The following is a 20,932-nucleotide window of genomic DNA, read 5'->3' on the forward strand; positions in this document are numbered from 1 at the left end:
CCTGAGCATATCGCAGAGGCTGTGCCTTTCTCAGGGCGGTCGCGGAACGAGCGGGCGCGTCCGGTGAGCCCGCTGCAGTAGTGCTCTGCTCAGGGTGTTTAAGCTCGACGATTGTGTCCACCGTCGCGATTGTCCTGATACTCGCTGTTCTTGCCGGAGCCGTGCTCCAGCGCATCACCGGCATGGGCGTCGGACTGGTGGCTGGACCCGTACTGTCCGTGGCGCTCGGTCCGGCAGCCGGTGTCACCGTCGTCAACGGCCTGTCCACCGTCAACGCGGTGAACAACGCCTGGGCGGTGCGGGCGAAAACCGACTGGCGACGCTTCTGCTTCCTCGCCGGTGGACTGGTGCTGGGATCACTGCCGGCAGTATTCGTCGTGTTGGTGATCGACGGCCCCTGGCTGCTGGTCACCGTCGGCGTGCTGGTCCTCGCGGCGCTCGGGGTCACGCTGTTCCAGCCGGACAAAGCGAGACTGTCGGAACGGTCCGTCGTCCCCATGGTGCTGGCCGGAGCCGCGGGTGGGTTCATGAGCACCGTTGCCGGCATCGCCGCGCCTGCGTTCACCGTGTACGCGCGGTTGACCGGCTGGGACTACCGCGACTTCGTGGCGACTCTGCACCCGGTGATCGTGATCGCCAACCTGCTGTCTTTCGTGCTCAAGATTGTCATCTTCGGTGGCGTCGATGTCGGCGGACTGCCCGTCTGGTTGTGGATCATCGCCGTCGCTGCGATCTTCGTCGGAGCCTGGTTCGGTGACCGGTTGTACGACAGGATTTCCAGTGAAGGCACCCGCAAACTCGCGACACTGCTGGCTTTCGCTGGTGCAGTGACACTGGTCATCAATGGTGTCGTAGCCATGCTCTGAGCAGCGCTGAGTGTTGACCGATTGCAGGTGCTGTGCCGCCGTGGTAGGCATGAGGCGTCCACACGGGTGCCCCACGAGGGGCTGAGACCGGACTGCGATCGTCCGGGACCGTCGAACCTGATCCGGTTGATACCGGCGTAGGAAGTGAGGAGCGTAGCTGTGTCTACTCCGTCTGCCCCGTCCCCCCCTGTCCAGCAGCACCCCGCGCACCGTTGCGGATGGATCGAAGACCACGGTATCCGGGTCCCGGTCACCGAGATCCACCAGGAGAACTCCCCGGACGGCAGCCCCAACCCGCCACTGCAGGTGTACCGGACCGCCGGGCCGGGCAGCGTTCCGGAAGAGGGCCTGGACCCCTGGCGTGATGAATGGATCCGAGCACGCGGCGACACCCGGGTCCAGCGAATCCGTGAACGACAGTTGATCGACGACGGCCGGGCCGCCGTGCGCCGCGGCGCACCGTCCCAGCAATGGCAGGGACGACGTCCCGAACCCCGTTGTGCGGCACCGGGCCGCACGGTGACGCAGATGCACTACGCACGTCGGGGTGTCGTCACCCCGGAAATGCGGTTCGTCGCCCTGCGGGAGAACTGCGACGTGGAACTGGTGCGCAGCGAAGTCGCCGCCGGTCGCGCGATCATCCCGCTCAACATCAACCACCCGGAAGCCGAACCGATGATCATCGGTCGGGCGTTCCTGGTGAAGATCAACGCCAATATCGGCAACTCAGCGGTGACCAGCTCAATCAGCGAGGAAGTGTCGAAGCTGGAATGGGCCGCCACCTGGGGTGCCGACACCGTGATGGACCTCTCCACCGGCAACGACATTCACACCACCCGGGAGTGGATCATCCGGAACTCGCCGATCCCCATCGGCACCGTCCCGATCTACCAGGCACTGGAGAAGGTCGACGGCAACGCAGAGGCACTGACCTGGGACATTTACCGTGACACGGTGGTCGAACAGTGCGAGCAGGGCGTGGACTACATGACCGTGCACGCCGGCGTGCTGCTGCGCTACATCCCGCTGACCGCCGAGCGTGTCACCGGGATGGTGTCACGCGGCGGATCGATTATGGCGGGTTGGTGCCTGGCACACCACGAGGAGAATTTCCTCTACACGCACTTCGATGAGCTCTGCGAGATCTTTGCGGCCTATGACGTCGCCTTCTCCCTCGGCGACGGTCTGCGCCCGGGGTCGATCGCGGATGCGAACGATGCCGCACAGTTCGCCGAACTCGACACCCTCGCCGAACTGACACGCAGGGCCTGGGAGCACGATGTCCAGGTCATGGTGGAAGGTCCCGGGCACATCCCGTTGCACAAGGTTCGCGAGAACGTCGAACGTCAGCAGGAGTTGTGCGACGGGGCGCCGTTCTACACACTCGGGCCGCTGGTCACCGACATTGCGCCGGGGTACGACCACATCACCTCGGCCATCGGGGCGACCGAGATCGCCCGCTACGGCACCGCCATGCTCTGTTACGTGACTCCCAAAGAGCATCTCGGTCTGCCGAACCGGGACGACGTGAAGACCGGTGTCATCACCTACAAGATCGCCGCACACGCCGCCGACGTGGCCAAAGGGCATCCGGGTGCCACCGCACGCGACGATGCCCTGTCCACGGCCCGGTTCGAGTTCCGGTGGCGGGACCAGTTCGCCCTCGGACTGGACCCGGTGACCGCACAGGACTTCCATGACGAGACGTTGCCCGCCGAACCGGCAAAGACGGCGCACTTCTGCTCGATGTGCGGACCGAAATTCTGTTCCATGCGCATCTCACAGGATATCCGTGACACCTACGGCACTGCGGAGGCCCAGGCGGCGATTGCCGGGATGCAGCGCAAGAGCAAAGAATTCCTCGCCACCGGCGCGCAGGTATACCTCCCGCACCCCACGGTGGGCGATCAGAGCTGACTGCGCAGCTGCTGCAGGGCCCGGTGCGTCGCGGAGTCCTCCGCTGCGGTCCAGATCACCAGCTGCTGTTCCGGGTCGTCGGCTTTGACCAGTGTGTCCCAGTCCAGGACAAGCTCGCCGACGTCGGGGTGGACCAGGGTTTTCGTGCCCGTCGTCAGACTCGCCACCGTTCGCGCCGCCCACCAGGAGGCGAACTGCGGGTCGCCCACGGAGAGTTCCCCGACCAGGCTGGCAAGACGGGCATCGTCCGGATACTTTGCGGCCTCCATGCGCAACTGGGCGACAGCGGTACGGGCCACCGTCTCCCAGTCCTGGTACAGAGAGCGCATCCGAGCATCCGTGAACAAGAGCCGGACATAATTCCGACGGGACTCCGGTACCTCGGCGAAGTCGATCATCATCGCCGCGGCCAGGGCATTCCACCCGAGGACGTCCATTCTGCGCCCCATGACGATCGCCGGGATCGTCTCGAGGTCGTCCAGGAGCCGCCGTAACTGCGGCAGAACCTTCTGGCGGGCACGACGAGGCGTCCGGACCTCCTGTTTTCCTGACAGACTCACGAGATAGGACCGCTGGTCCTCGTCGAGCTGCAGGACATCCGCCAGGACGGTCAGGACCGGTGCGGACACCCGTATGCGTCCCTGTTCGACACGCGTGTAGTAGTCGGTGCTGATGTTGGCCAGCGCGGCCACCTCTTCCCGGCGCAACCCCGGAACCCGCCGCGGCCCCGGGGTTTCTGCGGCACCCGCCTGGCGCGGTGACAGTTCGCTGCGCCGTGCCTTGAGGAAGGTCCCGAGTTCGCTCATCCTGGTGTCGCCACTCATAGATGTCAGTATTCCAGTGGTGGACAAGGGTTGTGAGGGGGAGGGATTTGTCCCAGGATGTTTTTCTCCGCTGTGAGGGCCGGGGTGCGGGACGATCATGGTGTGCAGTCAACAGATGAAGGAGATGACGATGCGTGCACTGATCGCGGGACGGGGCCCGGAGTGGATCCTCGACGATGTCGATGTGCCGACCCCTGGTCCGGATGACGTCCTGATCCGTAACCACGCGGCCGGGACGAATAATGCTGACCTGCCCATGCTGGCCGAAGCGGACCCGACAACCGGAGGGCACGGCAGAGAATTCATCGCGGGTTTCGAGTACGCCGGCGAGATCGTCGCCGTCGGAGAGAACGCAGGGCGCTGGGCTGTCGGGGACTTTGTTATGGGATCGATACCGGCGTCATTCGCGGAATACGTCGTTGTCGACCACCGGTTCGTCCTGCCCCGTCCGGACGGCCTCTCCTCAGAGAGCGCCTGTGCGCTCCCCACCGGGCTGCTGACTGAGCACGGTGCGCTTACTGTGGCAGGCTTCACGGCAGGCCAGAACGTGCTGATCACGGGAGCCACCAGCGGCATCGGGATGATCGGGGTACAGATGGCGAAGGCGCTCGGAGCGTCCTCCGTCATCGCGACGACCAGGACTCCTGCTGCACGCCAGCGGCTCGCAGCGTTGGGTGCCGACACCGTCGTCGTCACTGACGAGGAGAATCTCACCGACGCGGTCCTCGACGCCACGAACGGGCGCGGGGTGGACGTGGTGCTCGACCACGTCGCCGGGCAGACGTTCGCCGACTGCCTGCCCGCCACCGCAGAGGACGGTCACGTGGTGAATGTTGGGCGCCTCGCCGGTGCTGCGTCGACTATTGACCTGGACGCGCTGTCCTACCGGCACCTCACGGTTCATGGTGTGTCCTTCGGATTCACCCGGGACACGGAGATGGCCGGCATCATCGCCGGGCTCCTGCCGGATGTCCTGCCCGCCGTTGCCCGTGGTGAGGTCCGCCCCGTTATCGATACGACGGTGGATATCACCGATCCTGTGCATCTTGTCGACCGACTTCGCTCCGGCGACGCCAAGGGAAAGACCGTTGTGACCATCACTCAAGGAGGACAAGAATGACCGACACATATGAACCGACGTTTCCGATGGGCGGGCCCAATACCGCCTACGCAGAGAACTTCGTGGGGCAGAGCTTCCTGACCATGCTCACCACCGCTGACGGCGACGGCGTCACGGTCGGGAATGTGACTTTCGAACCGGGATGCCGGAACAACTGGCACATCCATCACGCGTCGTCCGGCGGTGGCCAGATCCTGCTGTGCACCGATGGCAGCGGCTGGTACCAGGCGGAGGGGGAGAAGCCGGTGAGCATGGCCCCGGGCAGCGTGGTGAGCATCCCTGCCGGGGTGAAGCACTGGCACGGCGCGAAAGCGGATTCCTGGTTCACCCACCTCGCCATTGAGGTACCGGGTGAGGAGACCCGCAACGAGTGGCTTGAACCGGTCACTGACGAGCACTACAGCACACTGGCGTAGGAGGACGAACACATGACGTACAACGAGACCCGCACCCTGTCCAACGATGTGACGATCCCGACGTTGGGACTCGGTACCTGGTTCATCGACGATGACAAAGCCGCTCAGGCCGTCCGGGACGCTGTGAAGGCCGGCTACCGCAACATCGACACCGCCCAGGCCTACGGCAATGAGCGCGGCGTCGGCGAAGGGGTCCGCACCAGTAGCGTGGCACGTGGGGACCTGTTCGTCTCCACGAAACTCGCCGCCGAGATCAAAGACTACGACGGTGCCGTTGCTGCGATCGACGGCTCCCTGGAAACCATGGGGCTGGACTACCTCGACCTGATGCTGATCCACAGTCCGCAACCCTGGGACGATTTCCGGGGCGGTGACTACGCTGACGGCAACCGTGAAGCGTGGCGCGCACTGGAAGAGGCCTACCAGGCAGGCAAGTTACGCTCCATCGGGGTCTCCAACTTCCTAGAGAACGACCTGGACAACATCCTCGAGCATGGCTCGGTGGCGCCCCACGTCAACCAGATTCTTGTCCATGCCGGAAATACTCCGAGCGACCTGATCGACTACTGCGCATCGAAGAACATCGTGGTCGAGGCTTATTCGCCGATCGCGCACGGTGAGATCCTCGACAACGAGGGAGTCGCGTCGATCGCTGAGAAGTACGGAGTGAGCGTGCCACAGTTGTGCATCCGCTACACCCTTCAGCTGGGCGCGGTGTCCCTGCCGAAGACCGCGAACCCCGAGCACATGCGCTCCAACGCTGAGGTCGAGTTCGAGATCTCCGCAGAGGACATGGAGGCCTTGCGGAACCTTGATGAGAAGGATTACGGCGAGTCCAGCGCATTCCCCGTCTACAGCGGGAAATAGCGGACGTACCGAAGAAGGAGGCTAACGCAATGGCAGACAGAGTAACGGCAGGCAGGGACGTCCTGGGAGAGTTCGCGCCGATGTTCGCCGAACTCAACGATGACGTCCTGTTCGGGCAGGTCTGGAGCCGCGAGGAACAGCTCTCCACACGCGATCGAAGCCTGGTCACCGTGACGGCGGTCATGGCCAGCGGAGTGCTGGACAGTTCCCTGCAGGCACACATTGAACGAGCCAGGGCAAACGGGGTGACGGCCGAGGAGATGGCGGAAATCTTGACCCATGCGGCGTTCTACGCCGGATGGCCGAAGGCCTGGGCGGCGTTCCGTATGGCCAAGGAGGTCTATGGGGAGGACCCACGGGCCTAAGCTCTACACCATGGCACTTCAACGCATGGACCATGTCACTATCGTCGTCCGGGATCTCGGTGCGGCAGTCGACTTCTTCCGGGAGCTCGGGATGGAGGTCGACGGGAGAACCCAGGTTCACGGTGAGTGGGTGGACCGGATCTGCGGCATTGACGGGGTGACCGCAGACATCGCGATGCTGCACACTCCCGACGGTCACGGGCGTATCGAGTTGACGAGGTATCTGAGCCCGGAACCCGATCCTGCGGCGCGGGCACCGGAGCCGGTGGAGGCGCCGGGACTGCGTCAGATCATGTTCGCCGTTGACGACGTGGATGACACCGTACATCGGCTCGTCGAGCACGGTGCCGAGATTGTCGGCGACATCGTCCAGTACAAGGATGCGTATCGACTGTGTTACCTCCGGGGGCCGGAGGGAATCATCGTCGCGCTGGCGGAGGAAGTTCGCTAAGACGCGTATCCTGGGGTGCGCAAGGTATCCGACACGTGGACCAGAGACAAGGGAAGTGGAGGTTACGATGAGTGACGACAAGAAGCGCGACGACCGCGACGACGTCGACCCGGACCTGAAGAAGGTCGCGGACGACGAGTCGGAACGTCCCGGTTCCGGCAAGGAAAGCGCGGAAGCCGCCGAGCGCCGTGTGGACCAGTGGGAGGAAGAATCCTTCCCGGGCAGCGATCCGCCCGCCCACTACTGACATATCTTTCAGAGTCCCCGCCACCCCGTCCTCGCGGACGAGGTGGCGGGGACTCTGGCACGATAGGGGGATATGTCCCTCAATGATCAGCAACGTCGCCAGACGGCATCAGAATTTGCTATGAACGTGACCCGCTCCGGGTTGAGCCGGGACCAGGTCAGGGAGCGTGCAGCATTGCCGCTAGAACGCTTCAGCGCAGCGTTGGGTGTCACTCCGGACGCTCACCCTGCAGATGTGTGGCAGGTGAGGGACACTCTCGAGCAGGTGGTGCGTGAGGCGGGAGTCACCCCGGTGCCTCATACAGTGCTCACCGAGGAGATGCGGGGCGCTGCCGCGGTGTGGTTCGGGGTAGGGGAACGACCGTGAGATGCCCAGGTCGACGGTCGGTGCGGGGGTAGTGCCCCAGGGGGTATGGAATACCGCGGTGTTACGCCTTGTTCTCTGACACATGCGTGCCATGACTTACCCGGAATACGGAAATCCTGACATTCTGCAGCTCACTGATGTGCCGGCGCCCAAAGTAGGCCCCGGGGGCATCCTGATCCGGGTCGAACGCGCCGCCGTGAACCCCGTCGACTGGAAAGTGATGGCCGGTGGTCTTGATCCCATGCTGGAGGCCGTCTTCCCCGTCATTCCTGGGTGGGACGTCGCCGGCACCGTTGAAGCGACCGGTCCGGACACCCCTGAGTTTTCGGTGGGAGACCGGGTTGCAGCCTATGCCCGTAAAGAGGTCGTCCACGGTGGAACCTACGCAGAGTATGTCTCCGTCCCCGCAGAATCGGCAGCTGTCATCCCTGCAGACGTGGACATCGACACCGCCGCCAGTCTTCCACTGGTGGGAGGCACCGCACTCCGCGCCCTCGAGACCGTGCAATTGTCACCTGATGACACACTGCTGATCCACGGAGCGTCCGGCGGGGTTGGTCATATCGCGGCCCAACTCGCCGTTGACTACGGGACCACGGTGATCGGTACGGCATCGCCGAAGAACCATGATCGGCTCCGTGAGATGGGCGTGACGCCGGTCGCCTACGGGGACGGACTCGAAGACCGGGTACGCGAGATCGCGCCGGGTGGTATCACCGCCGTCGTCGATTTCGTCGGCGGTGTGCTGGACCAGAGTCTCGCGCTCCTAGGGGAGGAACGTGGCAACCGTCTGGTCTCCATCGCCGACAGCGAGGTTGAGGAGCACGGTGGGCGCTGGGTGTGGGTGCGCCCGGACGGCGGGCGCCTGCACTATCTCCTGGAGAAAGTCTCAGAGGGAGCCGTCTCGGTGCACATTGACCGGACATTCGCACTGGAGGACGCCGCCGAGGCACTGGAGGTGTCGAAGTCGGGGGAGGCCAATGGCAAACTCGTCATCGACGTGACTCGCTGACAGGAGGGCTGTCGTCGACCGTCAGGTCTCTGTGGTCTGAGCAGCATCTTGGGCAACTCCGGTATCGCCGGCAGCGTCCGGAGGCCCGCCCATGCCACCGCCTCCCATGCCCATTCCGGTACTGGGTTCGGGAACATCTTCGGAGAGTGACTCCAGGGTGGACCGGATCGACTCCGCGAGTGCCGTTGCACCGGTGTCTCCGGCGGCCTCTGCACGGGTGGTGAGCTCATCGAGAGTGTTGGCGGCGTATCCGCTGGCGATCAGCTGGTCGTAAAACTCGGTGTAGGCGCTCTCGTACATGGCATAGAACTCGTTGTTGTCGAGGAACCGTTCCTTGAGGATGCTGCTGTCACTTCCACCGCCGGGACCACCTTCCTGGCTGTCACCGCGGTTCGGCATCTGCGGCATATTCTGGCCGCCGCCGGTGTCACCGGTGCCATCAGATGTACCGCCGTCAGGCATCTGTCTGCCCTGCGGCATCTCGCCACCCTGAGGCATCTGGGGCATTCCGTCGGTAGTGCCTTCATCACCTTGGGTGGCATCGTCGCCGGTGCCCTCCGCTGTGTCGCCGCCCACTCCTCCCATGCCGCCCATCATTCCTGACAGGGCCATGTTCAGGTCCCACGACAGGATCGTGAACTTCTTTTCGGTGGTGTCGTACCAGAGGTAGTAGTTGTTCCCGGGGCCGTCCATCGCATCATTGTTCGACAGGATCTCCTGCATGGCGAGATACTCCGCGAAAGACTCGGTGTCGATGTAATCGTCCAGTTCCTCGGCAAACTCCTCGTCGGAGGACTGGTTGAGGAACTTCATCAGGGTCATCACCGGTTGCAGGTCATAACCACCTTCGCTGTTGAGCTGGTTGAAGGACTCCTCGTAGTCCGTCGGGTCGTCACCGATGTAATCGAGGGACCCGCCGGCCCGTGCCTTGTACAGCACACCGTCACCGAGTTCATCGGCCCATGCAGCATCCGGGGTATCGACGACCAGACGCGAGGCGGACTCTTCACCGTTCACGGACACCGAGGAGAAGCTGTAGTCCTGGGTGGTCTGTCCGCTCTCCGCCGTCATCTCAAGGGCGAGCGCCTCGTTGAGGGCCACGTCTGAACCACTGGCGGCGGGACGCAAGGCGATCTCGGTCATTCCCTGGTAGGCCCGACCTTCCGCGTACTCGTCGAAGCTGATCAGCCAGGGTAGCTCCTCGGGAGCGTCCTCGGAGAGCTGGGTCATCATGCCGCCCATGCCGCCCATGCCTTCGGGCATCTCCATGCCCTCTGGAGCCTCGGGCATCTGGCCCTCCTCACCTTCCCGCCCGTCACCGGGCCCCATGCCGTTGCCGCTCAGCGACGACAGCGTGGAGTTGCCCTTGAGCCGGAGCGCCACATCCTCGATCAGGGTGCCGTCGATGGTGATGTCGGCACTGATGAAGTCCTTCTCACCCTCCTTCTGGAAGGTCGAGATCATGTCGTCGTACTCGGCCTGGTTGACGGTGATCTCAATGGTGTGGTCGCCGTCGTCGAAGAGGTCGGACTCGCCCTCGATGTTGTTGGTGATCACGGTCTCCGAGACCAGGCTGGAGGTGATGTAGGGACGCACCATGCTGGCTCCGAACACGAGGGCGATGGCCACGCACACCGCCACCGCTGCGACGAGCAGCTTCCAGTGGTGCCGCAGTCGCACCGGCAGGCGGTGACGCAGCGGCGTCCGTTGCGTGTTGGTGGGCTGGGTCATGTCACATGTCCGTCTGGTCGTACCCGGTCAGGACGGTGGCCTTCTGACCTGCGTTGACGACCCGTAGCTCGTTGATGAGGTCGGACGCCTTGACGTTCTTCTTGAGTTTGGCGGTGTAGCTGTACTCCACCAGCGAACCACCGCGTACGCTTTCGGTGCTGATCAGCTCGTACTCGGTGGTGTTGCGGATCAGGATGTCATCGATCATCGGGGCGTAGTCGTCGCCGTCGGCCGGGACCTGCAGCTTGACCACCTGACGCTGGACGTCCAGGGCGAACCAGTTGAACCGGTGCATGACCAGGATGACCGCGCAGATCACGACGGTGGCCAGGATCGCCAGTGTGTAGAAGCGGGTGCCGCAGGCCATGCCGATGCCCATCACCAGGAAGATGAATCCCACGTCGCGGGTCTCCTTGATGGCGTTGCGGAAGCGGACCACGGACAAGGCGCCCACGAGGGCGAAGGCCCGGGCCACGTTCGAGCCGACCACCAGCATGATCAGGGAGATCAGCATGCCGAGGATGATCAGGGTCTGCACGTAGCCCTGGCTGTAGCTGATGTTCTTGTGGGTGTTGCGGTAGACCCAGGCGACGACGAGACTGCAGACAAACGAGAGGGTGAGGGACAGGAGCACGTCAGCGACGCTGAAGGTGCCGGAGAGGTCGGTGAGACCGAAATCGAGATCCATGGAAGAGGTTCTTTCTCAGTTGGAGCGGACGAGGGCGGAGGGGTTGACGTGCTCGTCCTCCGGTGCGTGAAACAGTGACCGGGGCGCCAGGCCGTGGGCCTCGACGCTCTGGCAGTACTTCGAGATCCGTTGGACCTGCATGTCGTGCCGGGCGGCCATGTCGGTCACCCAGTACGGGGCACGCTCGTTGACCTTGACCTCCATGACCGCCAGGTCGGGTCGGATGATGTAGCGGCTCTCGGACTCCGAGCGCAGGTCGAAGTCGCGGTCACGTCCGCGGACACGGTGGTCGAGGGTGACCCGCAGGCCGAGGTCCGCCTCCGTCCCGATGTACGGCTCACGCCGGTACCCCGTCATCGCCGTCGGACGAAGGTCGAGTCTGATCACCAGGTCGAGGACCTCGTCAATGAAACTCTGGTCGGCACCCGGGTACTCGACCCGCAGGCGGCGGTCGCACAGGTCCAGTGCCAGGTGGTAGGGGAGCATGACCCGCCGCTTCTGGGTGACCCGGTTGACCCGTTGCTTGATTTCCACCGAGACCATCGAGTCGGCGGACACGGATTCGTCGGCACCGCCGGTCTCGCCGTAGCGACGAATCCGCAGCTTGCGTCGGAACTTCAGCCCCTCGATCTTCTCGTAGTAGAAGCGCAGCTTGTCGGTGTCGTAGTAGACGCTCCACACTCCGTACCCGTCAGGGCCTGCGTGTGGGTCGCGTTCCATACGTTCGGTCAGTTCGCCGCGGATCGCCGGGATCTGCTCTGCAGGTACCAGGTACTTCAACTCGTAGCGGTTGAAGGCATGGAGTTTTCCCGGCGCACGCAGCTGGTGGCTGACGTTGTTCGGTCGATTGGTCATGAGACCATTGTTTCGGGACCGGCCAGGGTCCGAATCCCGCAGACATGGGATCTTCACGTACCGCAGTCGTGGTACGTCGTGCGTGCCCCCGCCCCCTGTCTACGGAAATTTTTTCCTAGACCAGTACGGCGATGGTCGCGTTGACCAGTGTCAGCAGACCTGCCGACCAGAAGAGCGCCGGAGGGACGGCGCCCTCCCGCTTCTGTCGTGCGGCGCCAATGCCGAGCACGGCACCGATGGCGATGAGGACGATGAGTTTGATGCCGATCTTCATGTAGTTCAGGTCGCCGTCGAGACCCCACGGCGCAGCGAGGGCAAGTCCGGAGACGAGAGCCACGGTGAGCCCGATGTGCATGGTGGAGGTGATGCGGATCCGCCGGGCGAGGGCTTCGACGGCCCAGGAGCCGAAGAGGAGGGCGAAGCCGACGAGGTGAAGCACGATGACAATGTCGCGCAGAAGTTCCATGGATAGTCAGTCCTGTCAGTCGGTCGAAGTGGATCAGACACCGACGGAACACTGCATGTCAGCATGGTGAAAGTGGCGGCCCGCCGGGCATACTCAGACTAACAGCGCACCTATCGTGAACGTAATTTACCTGTACAGGTCGCGGAGCAGGCATACCTCGGACAGGTGGTGGATCATTTCACGGTGAATATGCAGGACCAGGCGTGCCAACGGATCGTCGGAGAAAAGTCCCTCCGACGATCCGCAAGGTCGGGAGAGCCCGTCCTCACCGAGGGACGCCACTCCGGCCTTCCACACCCGGTACTGCTCATCGAGCTGGGCCAGAGCGTCCTGTGCCGTGGCGGCGTAGGTGAAGGAGTCGTAGTCGACGGGCGGAGCGCCGAAGTGGGAGGCGTTGCGCATACCGAGGACACCGACAATGACATGTCCGAGCCGCCAGGCGATCGTGGTCACCGGAGGTGGGGTCGGCTCGGGGAATGCGAAGTCGATGGTCATGGATCCTGCGCCTGCCTGCACCGGCGCAGTGCCGGTTCCCCGGGGCCGGATACTCCAGCAGCCGGCGACGGGCTCCCGGAAGTACTCGTCGTCGGTGAGGCCGTCGAGCCGTGCCCGGAGCTGGTGCGTCCAGTGCCAGTCCATCTGGTCGAGGAGCAGCGAGTTCCAGCTGTATGTGGTCATGTCGCCCATGATCCTCCGGTTCCCGGGAAGTTTCCACGACGAACTGTGATACTGGGGCAGTCAGGCACGGTTCGCAGAGACGACAACCAGGAGAGATGCCATGGGCAACAACGACAGCGAGCGCGAACTCAGCTCGTCGATCACTATCGACGCACCGGCCCGGGATGTCTGGTCGGTGATCACCGACGTCCGGAACCTTGCGGCGGCCAGCCCCGAACTCGTCACCATGGTGCCGATCCTGCCCGGCGGGCTTCGGGAGGGACAGAACTACATCGGGATCAACCGGCGGAAAGTGGTGGTGTGGCCGACGCGGAGTCGTATTCGCACCGTGTCTCCGGACCGGGAACTGTCCTGGGACACCGTGACCAGCGGGGCGAGGTGGGTGTACGAGCTCGAGGAAACCGACGGCAGGACCGAACTCACTCTCCGGCGGCCCGTTCCGGGAGCACTGACCGGCATCAGCAATCTTTTCGCCCGCTTTCTCCTTGGCGGAACAGACGGTCACGCTGATGAGCTCGACCGAGGAATACGGCAGACCCTGGATGTGCTCAAGCGGCGGATCGAGAAAAACTGACCTCAGATGTCGATGTCGAAGTCATCGGCCTCACTGAAGGAACGTCCCTCTGCCTGGTAGGCGGCCGCAGCACGCAAGCGCGCCAGATCCGCCTGGGTACCGGTTCTGCCACGTCGCCAGTAACCGAACACCTGGACCTGTTCTTTCGGCAGGCGCAACGTACGCAGGCAGTGGTGACGCACACCACGGATGTCTTCACGTTCACCAGCAGCCCAGAACACGGTCGAACCGTTCGCGGGTAGCGAGCCGACCACATCGGCGAGAGGCGTGGGCGAGGAACTGTCAACGAAACGGAGAGTCGCGCCGGGAAAGTCACCGGCATAGCGGTCGGCGGCTCCGGCGTCGGGAAGAGCCAAAGTGACGGTGTCCACCGGTACCGCTCTGGCGATCGCACTGGCGGCCGGGTACGCCGAGCCGTCGGCGAGAAGATGGATGCGTTGACCGTCGGCACGCCCGGATGGCGCGGGATGGGGGCGTGGGCCGGCGAAGGCGACGCGGTCACCGGGGACAAGATCGCGCAACCAGCACATCATCGGGGAGTCAGAGCCGTGCACCACGATGTCGATCGCCACCGTGGATGAACGCTGATCGAACTCTGCGATGGTGTACACGCGCCGGCACATATCGGGTTGGCCGGTAAGTGCACCGATGTCGTCGCCCGGATCGGGGATGGACAGCCGCACCGCCAGGTTGGGGTGTTCCCAGGCGGTCGTGTCGGTGATGTCGGCGACGTGGCCGGTGACCCGGGCCAGCCACGGGTAGCGGCGGCTCACTGAGGTGACGCTCAGCACCAGTTCACTGAGTCCCTTCTTGTGTTCTTTGCTGTTGAGGACGGATGTGACGTTCCGAACGTCCTGCGTGGTGCGGTCTGCAGCGTGGTTCATATGGTGCTCCTTCCGGAGTGTGGTGTCAGAGGTTGGCGAAGTAGGGGGTGAGCTGGTCGAGCAGCCAGGGGATGCTCAGCGCCGTCGGGGCACCCAGGGCGGTGGCTGCCGGCGAGTCCAGTTCGGCAGCGGTACGGTGTTCCACCGACGGCAGTGCCGACCAGCCTGCGATGTCGTCGGGACTGTCGGCGCGGACCCACAATGCCAGCAGATCCATGTCGAGCAGACTGATGTTCTCCGCGGACACCGAGATGCCACGGTTGGTTTCGGTGCCGGAGATGTCATCTGCGGCCAGGGTCATGCCCAGGTCGGTGAAGAACCGGTTCGCCGCGTCCTCGGGCGACGAGATCACGCTGAAACTGCCCTCGGCGTACGCGGCATAGGCGAAGGTCGCACCGTCCACCGCGGGGTGGTCCTCACTGACTTTGTGCATCAGGTCATCGACCCCGGAGATGACCTCCTCGGCACTGTCCGCGTCCCCGACGATGTCGCCTGCGGCCGTGGTGACCTCACGCCAGTCATCGACCTTTCCGGTACCGACCGTGGCGACCGTCGGGGCGATAGCGGAGAGGGCATCAAAGGTCTCCTGGTCAGGGACATAACCGGCGAAAATGACATCCGGATCCTTCGCAGCGATCTCCTCCACCCCGAAGGAGGAGATGGCGTCTGCACCGCCACCGGAATTCGTGATGGATTCCCCGGCGGCGTCGGTGGACCAGGGCACCCCGGCCTCGAAGAGGGTGCTGACGACCTCTGTGGCGACAGGATGTCCGAGGGAGGCGAAGGCATCCGTCCATGCCTGGCTGAAACTGATGGCACGTTCGGGTTGAACAGGAACCTCGGTGCTGCCATAGGCGTGCTCGACAAGCACCGACGCCTCCGCGGGCCGCGATGCTGTGCTGGTCGCGGTGCTGTCTGGTCGGTCGGATCCGCCGGTCCCTGTTGTACATGACGCCAACCCCGCTGCACACGCACATGCGATGGCGATCGAGACACTACGTCGTGTCCACCCCGGTGTTCTCACAATTCTTCTCCTGTAGCTAAGCCTGACCTTCTTTACGGTGGATAAGTGTACGGTCACTCACATGGCCTCGATTGACCGTATGACGCATGCTGTTGAACTGAGATCCCCGATCTTCTTCTGGACGGTATCCGGATCCGCGCAGGTTGTTGTGCGAACTGGAGCAGCTGGCGCAGACGGTGTTCTCCGAGTGGGTGGGGGCCAAGGAATCTGGATTGACCAGGGGGCCAGGGTGCGGGTCGATCGCGCGCCGGACGCGGTGGTCGTCGGCTTCCGGTGCAGTGACGCTGATGTCCTGCCGTTTTCGGTGAGCGGTACGGTGTCCACCGGCCCGGTCGGGGAACGGTGGCGGAGCAGTCTCGTGGACCAGTTCGCCTCGAGCCTCGGCTACCTGCGCGAGTCCCGTCCGTCGGCGACCATGACGGCGGGAATTGCTCGACCGCCGTTACCGACCTCAACGGGCGGGCGCGCCGCAGCGAATCTCATCCTGGATGCTCCGGAATCCTCCTGGACCGTGTCGTCCCTGGCGGATGCGGTCCACGTGTCTCCGGCGACCTTGAACCGGCAGTTCCGTAGGGAGACGTCTCTGTCTGTCGGGCAGTGGAGGGCAAGGGCACGGATCGCGACGGCGGAAGTGTTGCTGAAGGACGGTGACGGTAAGGACGGTAAGGACAGTGAGGTCACACTGGAGACTGCAGCCCACCGTGTCGGGTTGTCTTCGGCGTCTGCTCTGTCGCGGCTCTTCCGGCGCGCGGCGGGAATGACCGCCATGCAGGTGCGGTCGTCCGGGAGTCCGTGGCCCGCTGCCTCGCAGGTGCTCTGCGAGGGACGTGAGAGGTCCACCTGGCCACGGACCAACAGGATGCATGTCCTGGTCTGGGTCTACCAGGGTTCTGCCTGGGTTTCCGCAGGCGACAGGACCCTGGATCTGGAGGAAGGCGACCTGGTATGGCTCCCTGCGGGGATCCCGAACACCGTGCGCATGGGGAGCGGTAGTCTCGTTCTCCCGGTCGGGGCGCGAGTCGGGAAGGCGCGGCACACCGCAGGGCCGGTCCGTCTGCGTGCAGGGGATCTGGATGCAGACGCACTCCTCGGGGCGGCGGCACAGGAGTATGATCCGCTCTTCGCCCGACAGACAGCACTGGTGGACGGCCTTTTTTACACGTATCTGGCCAACGTGGGTGACGAAGATCTGCAGCACTCCCGTTTGATGACCCGTCTTCTGGAAGCGTTCCGACAGGAGCCGTCATCGGACCGAACAGCGGAGGAGTGGGCGGAGCATTTCGGATGTTCCCGGGCAGCGCTGCGGGGAGCGTTGGCGGCGGACGGCGTGGGGGACTTCCGGCAGTGGCGGACGTCGACACGGATGGGAATTGCCCGCCAACTTCTCTTTGCTGGAGTGCCGGTGACCAGGATCGCCCAGCATCTGGGATATTCCACCACCAGCTCCTTCAGCCACGTTTTCGCCCGGCATCACGGCGTCCCGCCGAGCAGGTACCGGGGCTATGTGTGAGGATCAGCTCTTTCGTGCATAGGTGATGACGGCCAACGGGCAGAAGACGACGAAGATAATCGCCGACCAGATCAGCGTCCAGGTCACCGAGTTCCCGAGGGGATAGTCGCTCAGCAGGCCGCGGGCGGCATCCATGGCATGGTTGACGGGATTGACATTCGCCCATGCCTGCAGCCATCCGGGCAGTGTGTCGATAGGTGCAGCCAGACTGGTGCCGAAAAGCAGCACGATGAAAGCGAAGAACACGAACATCATCAGGGTGTTCTCGTCCTTGAAGAGCACGCCGAGGAACACGGTCACCCAACTGATGCAGAAACCGAAGAAGATGGCCAGGGCAGCCGCGCCGAGTGCAGAGACCGCATCAGTGTGGACGCGGAATCCCATGAGGAACCCGATGGCGAAGAGAACCACCACCGCAATGACGTAACGGACGACATCGGCAAGAATGGAGCCGAGCAATGGTGTCGTCCTGCCGATCGGCAGACTGCGGAACCTGTCGAAGACGCCCTTCTTCATGTCGATGTTGAGCGCCATACCTGATGAGAGCATCCCGGACAATCCTGCCCCTGTCACGACGATTCCCGGGAAGACGTACTGGATATAGTCCCCGGAGGAGCCTGAGACCGCACCGCCGAAGAGGTACACGAACAGCACGAGAAAAATCACCGGTGTCATCACGCCGTTGGCCAGAAGTCCGGGATTGCGTGCGGTCTTGGCCAGGCTCCGCCTCATGAGCAGGAGGCTGTGCCGCCAGAATGCACCGGGCCTGGGGGAGGCCGGCGGGGTGATGGTGGTCGGGGTCGTGGCGGTCATCATGATCGTGCTCCTTGGGGCGCATCCTCGGTGAGGGAGTGGAAAACTTCGTCCAGGCTCGGCAACTGCAGGGAGAATTCGTTCAGGGTGATGTTCTCCTCGGCGAAGCGTCGGGTCATCTCCATCACCGACCGGTCATCGGCGACACGGACCCGTAGTTCGTGGGAGCTGACCCGCTCAACGGGTGCATGGGTGACCTGTTCCAGGATGGACGCGGCGCCGTCGAGAGTGCGTGGCTCGGCGGGGTGGACCCGGACGGTCTGGCCGCCGATCCTGCGTTTGAGTTCGGCCGGGGAACCGTGCGCGATGACCTGCCCATGGTCGATGACCGAGATCGCGTCGGCGAGGGCATCCGCTTCCTCGAGGTACTGGGTGGTCAACAGCACGGTGGCACCGTCGCGGACCATGCTGCGGATAATGTCCCAGAGGTCCGCACGTTTCCCCGGGTCCAGGCCGACCGAGGGTTCGTCGAGGAAAATGACGGCAGGATTCCCGACGAGGCTTGCGGCCAGGTCGAGCCGTCTGCGCATACCTCCCGAATAGGTGGATACCGCGCGGGACGCGGCGTTCGTCAGTCCGAAACGTTCCAGGAGTTCATCGGCTCTGGTTTTCGCCGTCGATGCGGGAAGGTCCAGTAGCCGGCCGAGAAGGGTGAGATTGCCGTGGCCGGTGAGTTCCTCGTCCAGGGTGGCGTACTGACCCGCCAACCCGATCAGCCGACGGACCTCGGCAGCCTCACGGACAACGTCGAACCCGCCGACGTGAGCAGAACCGGCGTCCGGAGAGATCAGTGTCGAAAGAACGCGGATTGCTGTTGATTTTCCTGCGCCGTTCGGTCCCAGGACGCCGAGAACGGTGCCTGGCGGAGCGCTGAGATCTACGCCGTCGAGGGCGGTCGTGGAGCCAAATTTCTTTACGAGACCTTCTGCCCGGAAAGCCTCGGTCATGTTTCGGATATTCATGACACATGATGATATCATCTGAAACAGAGACGGGTCAGACACGAGGAGGAACACATGGCTGGAGGACGTAGGGCCGAGCAGCAGGAACGCAACCGGCACCGCATCCTGTCCGCGGCTCGGGACGAGTTCTCGGACGTCGGGTACCGGAGTACGAAGATTGACGCCGTTGCCGGACGCGCGGAACTGACGAGGGGAGCGGTCTACTCGAATTTTGTCGGGAAACGCGCTCTCGGACTCGCCGTTGCTGTCGGTGTACTTTCCGAGACCGCCGATGCCGCTGACTGGGCAGGACGGCCCGCCCCCACACGACAGGACGCAGTGTCGTCACTGGCGCGGGGGTGGCTCGCTCGTCTGCCCGCCGGAGGAGCAACAGGGGACTCGGAGCTCGCTCATCTTGTCAGCGACCTCCACGCCGAGATCCGGAATGACCGTGATCTACGCGACGCCTATTCCCAGCTCCTGGCCCTGGACGCCATCATTCTCGGCCGGGCGTTGGAGACACTCGGGCAGGGAGAAACGGGCCGTCAGGTCAAGGTCGCCTCGTCGCTGTTGTCGCTGCTGCACTCGGCTGGCAACCTCAGCGCCATGGCCCCCGGATTCACCGACCCGTTCGATGTCGTGACCGGATGTACCTCACTTGCGGCGACGGATTTCTCTGATGCATGGACGCCTCCGCACGCATCCATCGTGCCACCCGTTCACGCCGAGGACCGCCCGTGGGAGCCTCCGACAGGAATGTATGACCTGATCACTGGCAGTGCTGTGGAGTCGTGGGCCACGGGTGGCGACACCATCATTGCGGTGCTCGGTCTGCGACAGGCCGCCGCGGTGGAACAGGCGCTACGGTCGGCAGATGGCGAGCACGTCACCCTGGTCTTGGTCACCGACGACCCTGGCGAACGTGCGCCACTCGCTGAGATGGCGCTCGCCGAACTTCTCGGCGTCCTGCGCCCTGTGGTGCCTTCCGATGCGCTCGCCGGACTGACCGTCATCCTGGATCGCGACGGTCGTTGTGCAGAGGCTGTCGGTCTCCGGGCCGCCACCGACGACACTCACGTGGCGCTTCGCATCGGCGGAGGTCGTATCACCGCTCGCGCGGAAGGCCCGGCAGCCTGTCACGCGCTGACCACCATGTCTGACCACATGTCCGACCACGGGATGAGTCGACCCGCCCGGTAGTTCAGTCCTGGGCACGATGACCGGGCGACCGGAACCGGGGATAGTGACCACCATGCACACCGCCTCAGTCATCTCGCTCGCCTGCCTGACGATCGTTGCCGCGGTGACTGTCTGGCGGATACGCAGGCACCCGCGGCGTCCGTCCAACGGGTTCTGGTTGCTCGCCACCGTCGGTGCACTCTGGTATGCGGTACTGGCACTGACGTCGGCACTGATGCCCGTGCACGCGGTGTCGGTTCCGGCATTGATCGGTACGGCACCCACGCTCATCCTCCCCGCACTGGTGATCATTGCCGGAGTCTCACTCATTGCCAATACCGGGGTGGTGGTACGTCGTGAAGGCGTGCGTCCGGCAACCCTGACGCCTGCCGTGATCGGAGTTGCCCTGCTGGGGACGGTGGGTCTCGCGACGACGGCGCTCTATATCGCGGCGGGCGACGTCACCGTATTGTCCTGGTCGGCGCGTGCGGCGGTGAATGTCGCCGTGCTGGCCCTGATTCCCGGCACCATGCTGATCGTCGAACTGGTCGCCTACACCGTGTACGCGGTGGTCTACCGGTGGCTCCCGCATCGCGACGAAGCGAATGTCATTGTCGTCCTCGGCTGCGGACTCGTCGACGGCGCGGTATCGCCGCTGCTGGCTGCACGGGTGGATACGGCGATCGCCGAGTACACCGCTCGGGAGGATGCAGGAACAGCTCCTCTGCTGGTCATGTCCGGCGGACAGGGGGCGGACGAGACGCGTACAGAAGCGGAGGCCATGGCGGAGTACGCGCGGGAACGAGGGGTGCCCGACGACAGGATCCTCATGGAGATGCAGTCCACCAACACCGAGGAGAACCTGTTGTTCACCGAAGAGCTGCTGGAGGACGCGGGGTTCGCCGACCCGTCCCTGCTCATCGTGACCAGTAATTTCCACGTCCTGCGGTCGGTGTCGCTCTCGCGCCAACTACGCCTGCGGGTAGGCGCACTGGGGTCGCCGACGCCGTCGTACTACCTGCCCTCGGCGTTCCTCCGGGAGTTCGCCGCACTTGTGGTCCACTACCGGTGGGCGAACGTCCTCGTCTGGCTCATGCTTACGGCACTGTGGGCTGTCCCGTTGATTGTCATGTGACCG

23 protein-coding genes, 1 pseudogene and 1 riboswitch are annotated in these 20,932 nt (G+C 64.1%); of the genes and pseudogenes, 14 read left to right on the forward strand and 10 right to left on the reverse strand.

The window, feature by feature from the left end; all coding sequences use genetic code 11:
- The first annotated feature begins 113 nt into the window (after nucleotides 1-113).
- Nucleotides 114-866 carry a sulfite exporter TauE/SafE family protein gene (locus tag CGLY_RS05205; protein WP_038546993.1) on the forward strand — a complete coding sequence of 251 codons (753 nt, stop codon included), beginning with the start codon at nucleotides 114-116 and terminating at the stop codon, nucleotides 864-866.
- A 52-nt stretch (nucleotides 867-918) separates the two neighbouring features.
- Nucleotides 919-1,027: riboswitch (TPP riboswitch) on the forward strand.
- A gap of 61 nt (nucleotides 1,028-1,088) precedes the next feature.
- Complete coding sequence (gene thiC, locus CGLY_RS05210) at nucleotides 1,089-2,783, forward strand: phosphomethylpyrimidine synthase ThiC (RefSeq protein ID WP_320406906.1); 1,695 nt, start codon at nucleotides 1,089-1,091, stop codon at nucleotides 2,781-2,783.
- On the opposite strand, the gene CGLY_RS05215 is transcribed toward thiC, so the two are convergent.
- Entirely contained in the window at nucleotides 2,774-3,607 is an 834-nt protein-coding gene (locus CGLY_RS05215; protein ID WP_038547000.1) for a helix-turn-helix domain-containing protein, read from the reverse strand. The genes thiC and CGLY_RS05215 overlap by 10 nt on opposite strands.
- A 130-nt stretch (nucleotides 3,608-3,737) precedes the next feature.
- On the opposite strand from CGLY_RS05215, the gene CGLY_RS05220 reads away from it, so the two are divergent.
- The 8 genes from CGLY_RS05220 (at nucleotide 3,738) to CGLY_RS05255 (ending at nucleotide 8,451) form a co-directional block, all read left to right on the forward strand.
- A complete protein-coding gene (locus CGLY_RS05220) occupies nucleotides 3,738-4,727 on the forward strand; it encodes a quinone oxidoreductase family protein (protein WP_081804029.1) in 990 nt (329 codons plus the stop codon).
- A complete protein-coding gene (locus tag CGLY_RS05225; protein WP_038547002.1) occupies nucleotides 4,724-5,143 on the forward strand; it encodes a cupin domain-containing protein in 420 nt (139 codons plus the stop codon). Before CGLY_RS05220 ends, CGLY_RS05225 begins: the two co-directional genes overlap by 4 nt.
- Before the next feature lie 12 nt (nucleotides 5,144-5,155).
- Nucleotides 5,156-6,010 (forward strand): aldo/keto reductase, encoded by an 855-nt coding sequence (locus CGLY_RS05230; RefSeq protein ID WP_038547005.1) that lies wholly within the window; start codon nucleotides 5,156-5,158, stop codon nucleotides 6,008-6,010.
- 29 nt (nucleotides 6,011-6,039) lie between these two features.
- Complete coding sequence (locus tag CGLY_RS05235; protein ID WP_038547008.1) at nucleotides 6,040-6,375, forward strand: carboxymuconolactone decarboxylase family protein; 336 nt, start codon at nucleotides 6,040-6,042, stop codon at nucleotides 6,373-6,375.
- A 10-nt stretch (nucleotides 6,376-6,385) separates the two neighbouring features.
- Nucleotides 6,386-6,826 carry a VOC family protein gene (locus CGLY_RS05240; protein WP_038551470.1) on the forward strand — a complete coding sequence of 147 codons (441 nt, stop codon included), beginning with the start codon at nucleotides 6,386-6,388 and terminating at the stop codon, nucleotides 6,824-6,826.
- 67 nt (nucleotides 6,827-6,893) lie between these two features.
- The gene (locus CGLY_RS05245; RefSeq protein ID WP_038547011.1) at nucleotides 6,894-7,073 is read left to right on the forward strand and encodes a hypothetical protein; all 180 of its coding nucleotides are present in this window, start codon (nucleotides 6,894-6,896) and stop codon (nucleotides 7,071-7,073) included.
- A 72-nt stretch (nucleotides 7,074-7,145) separates the two neighbouring features.
- Nucleotides 7,146-7,439, forward strand: a complete 294-nt coding sequence (locus tag CGLY_RS05250) for a DUF2316 family protein (protein WP_038547014.1) — start codon at nucleotides 7,146-7,148, stop codon at nucleotides 7,437-7,439.
- 91 nt (nucleotides 7,440-7,530) lie between these two features.
- A complete protein-coding gene (locus CGLY_RS05255; protein ID WP_227590391.1) occupies nucleotides 7,531-8,451 on the forward strand; it encodes an NADP-dependent oxidoreductase in 921 nt (306 codons plus the stop codon).
- A 21-nt stretch (nucleotides 8,452-8,472) separates the two neighbouring features.
- On the opposite strand, the gene CGLY_RS05260 is transcribed toward CGLY_RS05255, so the two are convergent.
- The 5 genes from CGLY_RS05260 to CGLY_RS05280 form a co-directional block, all read right to left on the reverse strand.
- Entirely contained in the window at nucleotides 8,473-10,182 is a 1,710-nt protein-coding gene (locus tag CGLY_RS05260; protein ID WP_081803781.1) for a CotH kinase family protein, read from the reverse strand.
- A gap of 1 nt (nucleotide 10,183) precedes the next feature.
- Entirely contained in the window at nucleotides 10,184-10,870 is a 687-nt protein-coding gene (locus tag CGLY_RS05265; RefSeq protein WP_038547021.1) for a DUF4956 domain-containing protein, read from the reverse strand.
- Nucleotides 10,871-10,885: 15 nt separating this feature from the next.
- Complete coding sequence (locus CGLY_RS05270; protein ID WP_052539704.1) at nucleotides 10,886-11,725, reverse strand: polyphosphate polymerase domain-containing protein; 840 nt, start codon at nucleotides 11,723-11,725, stop codon at nucleotides 10,886-10,888.
- Nucleotides 11,726-11,840: 115 nt separating this feature from the next.
- The gene (locus CGLY_RS05275; protein WP_038547026.1) at nucleotides 11,841-12,191 is read right to left on the reverse strand and encodes a hypothetical protein; all 351 of its coding nucleotides are present in this window, start codon (nucleotides 12,189-12,191) and stop codon (nucleotides 11,841-11,843) included.
- Between the two features lie 126 nt (nucleotides 12,192-12,317).
- A complete protein-coding gene (locus CGLY_RS05280) occupies nucleotides 12,318-12,869 on the reverse strand; it encodes a DinB family protein (RefSeq protein ID WP_038551479.1) in 552 nt (183 codons plus the stop codon).
- A gap of 100 nt (nucleotides 12,870-12,969) precedes the next feature.
- Here CGLY_RS05280 and CGLY_RS05285 point away from each other — a divergent pair, with 100 nt between their 5' ends.
- A complete protein-coding gene (locus tag CGLY_RS05285) occupies nucleotides 12,970-13,443 on the forward strand; it encodes an SRPBCC family protein (protein ID WP_038547063.1) in 474 nt (157 codons plus the stop codon).
- A gap of 2 nt (nucleotides 13,444-13,445) precedes the next feature.
- On the opposite strand, the gene CGLY_RS05290 is transcribed toward CGLY_RS05285, so the two are convergent.
- On the reverse strand, nucleotides 13,446-14,327 hold the full coding sequence (locus CGLY_RS05290; protein WP_038547066.1) for a siderophore-interacting protein: 882 nt from the start codon (nucleotides 14,325-14,327) through the stop codon (nucleotides 13,446-13,448).
- A 25-nt stretch (nucleotides 14,328-14,352) separates the two neighbouring features.
- Entirely contained in the window at nucleotides 14,353-15,198 is an 846-nt protein-coding gene (locus CGLY_RS05295; RefSeq protein WP_227590392.1) for an ABC transporter substrate-binding protein, read from the reverse strand.
- Between the two features lie 214 nt (nucleotides 15,199-15,412).
- Between CGLY_RS05295 and CGLY_RS05300 the strand changes: the two genes are divergently transcribed.
- Nucleotides 15,413-16,861, forward strand: coding sequence for a helix-turn-helix domain-containing protein (locus CGLY_RS05300; RefSeq protein ID WP_081803782.1), 1,449 nt, complete (start codon nucleotides 15,413-15,415; stop codon nucleotides 16,859-16,861).
- Nucleotides 16,862-16,864: 3 nt separating this feature from the next.
- Here the strand turns inward: CGLY_RS05300 and CGLY_RS05305 are convergent, their stop codons facing one another.
- Together CGLY_RS05305 and CGLY_RS05310 are read right to left on the reverse strand one after the other, a co-directional pair.
- Nucleotides 16,865-17,677 carry an ABC transporter permease gene (locus CGLY_RS05305; protein ID WP_038547072.1) on the reverse strand — a complete coding sequence of 271 codons (813 nt, stop codon included), beginning with the start codon at nucleotides 17,675-17,677 and terminating at the stop codon, nucleotides 16,865-16,867.
- Nucleotides 17,674-18,549, reverse strand: a pseudogene (locus CGLY_RS05310) (ATP-binding cassette domain-containing protein); the annotation flags it as partial. The gene CGLY_RS05305 and the pseudogene CGLY_RS05310, both read right to left, overlap by 4 nt.
- Before the next feature lie 141 nt (nucleotides 18,550-18,690).
- Between CGLY_RS05310 and CGLY_RS05315 the strand changes: the two are divergent.
- Together CGLY_RS05315 and CGLY_RS05320 are read left to right on the forward strand one after the other, a co-directional pair.
- Entirely contained in the window at nucleotides 18,691-19,815 is a 1,125-nt protein-coding gene (locus CGLY_RS05315) for a TetR/AcrR family transcriptional regulator (protein WP_038547077.1), read from the forward strand.
- A gap of 52 nt (nucleotides 19,816-19,867) precedes the next feature.
- Nucleotides 19,868-20,929: a YdcF family protein gene (locus CGLY_RS05320; protein ID WP_038551485.1), complete on the forward strand. Its 1,062-nt coding sequence runs from the start codon at nucleotides 19,868-19,870 to the stop codon at nucleotides 20,927-20,929.
- The last annotated feature ends 3 nt before the right edge of the window (nucleotides 20,930-20,932 follow it).

The organism is Corynebacterium glyciniphilum AJ 3170, assembly GCF_000626675.1.
Taxonomy (GTDB): Bacteria; Actinomycetota; Actinomycetes; order Mycobacteriales; family Mycobacteriaceae; genus Corynebacterium; species Corynebacterium glyciniphilum.